The sequence below is a fragment of the Paenibacillus sp. P4_A7 genome (assembly GCF_056402455.1).
Genome location: NZ_JBFUHJ010000641.1, coordinates 1 through 2,336 on the forward strand (window position 1 = coordinate 1; position 2,336 = coordinate 2,336).

Here is a 2,336-nt window from a genome sequence, read left to right on the forward strand (position 1 = left end):
GGCAGTGATGTGCTAGCGCATTTTTGCTATTTTCATATTGAATGAATAGAATGACGGTCAACGCGACGAGAAGGATGGATATAGTCCATATGAGAAGCTGTTCTTTCCTTCATGCCAAGTTTTGATTTGAAAACCTTTATTAGCTAGTTAGAAAAGGGCAGTTTCTTCAGGTTAATATGACCTTTAGAAACAGTCTTTTTCTATTTACGATCATATAAGGTATCAATGGAATAATCGTTCACCGTTCTAGGCGAATGATCATATGCTGAGGGGGTATCGGCTAAAAGGAGTGGATGAATTGAATAAACTAACTTTGGAGATGGCTAAACGATTGCTTGCGATCGCAGAACAGAAAGCCCATCAGATGGGGCTCTCAAGTGATATTGCTATTGTTGACGAAGGCGGGAACCTGATCGCCTTCTCACGGATGGATAATGCTCGGATCGCCGGTATTGACATTTCACAGAACAAGGCTTGGACGAGCGTAGCCATGCAGATGCCGACTTCCAACCTGGCGACAGCAGCTCTTCCAGGTGGTCCCTCGTTCGGCATAAACACGACAAACCACGGTAAACTAGTTATCCTCGGCGGTGGCATTCCGCTCGTTAGTGAAGGCAGAATCGTCGGCGGCATTGGAGTGAGCGGCGGTACAAGCGCTCAAGACATCGAAGTGGCAAATGCTGCTGTTCAAGCATTCGAGAGTGTTCGCTATTTTAATGAAGCGGCATTAGTAACAGCACGTATTGGTTCATTTCAATCGAATTGGTAATGATGTGATTATTTAGAGTAATATATTTATTAACAAGATAGGATTACAGCTGTAGCATGTCTTTACTTTGCTTACAGTTGTAATCTTTTTATATTTATTGCGAGATTCTATTAGCGTTAGTGCGACGTTAGTGCATATGTCTATCCTCATGGTTTGGATGTAATTCAATCAGGGGGATTTTTTTATTCCCTTCTAACGGACTTTGGGAACGGTTTTTCTTTACATAATCTTTACGTGTAGTTGATTTGTGGATAATGTTGCGATTATATAGTGTAATTGTTGATAAAACAACAAAAACGCACAAATAGCCGAAATATGGAGGAGAACATCGTGAAAAAAAATCTCTCATGGAAAGCAGCTCTAGCAATCAGTGTGATGGCTTTAGGAATTTCGGCGTGCGGCTCCGGGCAGCAATCGTCACCAGCTGCAAGTAATAGTCCGGCTCCGGCGGTAGAATTGACGCTCGAGGAAATCGAAACGCAAGCCACAAAAGAGGGAAAGGTCGTCAGTGTTGGAATGCCCGATAATTGGGCCAACTGGAAGGATACTTGGAGCGATATCACAACGAAATACAGATTATCCCACACAGATACCGATTTATCAAGCGCGGAGGAAATCGCTAAATTCGAAGCGGAAAAGAAAAACCCGACGGCCGACATCGGGGATGTAGGGATTTCGTTCGGACCGATCGCGAAGGATAAAGGGGTAACGATGCCCTACAAGCCATCCAGCTGGGATGATATCCCGGACTGGGCGAAAGATAAGGATGGGCACTGGGTGGTTGCGTATCAAGGCACAATCGCGGTAATTACCGATAAGAAGCTGGTGAAAAATCCACCTAAAACTTGGGATGACCTGCTTAACGGCGATTACAAGGTTTCGATTACTGACGTATCCAAAGGGACGCAGGCACAAATGGCCGTATTGGCGTCGGCGATCGCGCACGGAGGGGACGAAAACAACATTCAACCCGGCTTGGACTTTTTTGCGAAATTGGCCAAGCAGGGCAGATTGGCTTCACTCGAAATCAACACTGGAGTTTTGGAAAAAGGAGAGGTTCCCGTTGCTTTGCTTTGGGATTTTAACGCTTTGGGCTACCGCGATCAGATCGATCCGAACCGTTTTGAAGTCAGCATTCTGCAGGAAGGCAGCGTCGTCAGCGGCTATACCACCATCATTAACAAATATGCGCCCCATCCGAATGCGGCCAAAGCTACGCGCGAATTTATTTTGAGTGACGAAGGACAGATCAACCTGGCCAAAGGCTATGCCCGTCCGATTCGGGAAAACGTGAAGCTGCCGGACGATGTCGCCAACAAGCTGATTCCTGCCGAGCAATACAAAAATGCGAAGCCGATCAAGGACTACAACGCTTGGGGAGAAACATCAAAAAAATTGCCGAAGCTGTGGCAGGAACAAGTGTTGATTCACWTCAACTAGCTATCATGGCTTTATGAAAGGATAAATCCGAATGAATCGCAAGGTAACGCTGTTTGCCATCGTTACACTGCTGCCGTTTGCCCTGCTCGTCGCCGGATTTTTATTGCTGCCGTTGATCGCCATGATC

Annotated in this window: 2 protein-coding genes; both read left to right on the top strand. The window is 46.0% G+C overall.

Annotation, left to right across the window (positions count from 1 at the left end; all coding sequences use genetic code 11):
- The first annotated feature begins 298 nt into the window (after positions 1 to 298).
- A complete protein-coding gene (locus AC1DWN_RS32305; protein WP_477562936.1) occupies positions 299 to 769 on the top strand; it encodes a GlcG/HbpS family heme-binding protein in 471 nt (156 codons plus the stop codon).
- Positions 770 to 1,084: 315 nt separating this feature from the next.
- Positions 1,085 to 2,209, top strand: coding sequence for an ABC transporter substrate-binding protein (locus AC1DWN_RS32310; RefSeq protein ID WP_477562937.1), 1,125 nt, complete (start codon positions 1,085 to 1,087; stop codon positions 2,207 to 2,209).
- Positions 2,210 to 2,336 lie beyond the last annotated feature (127 nt).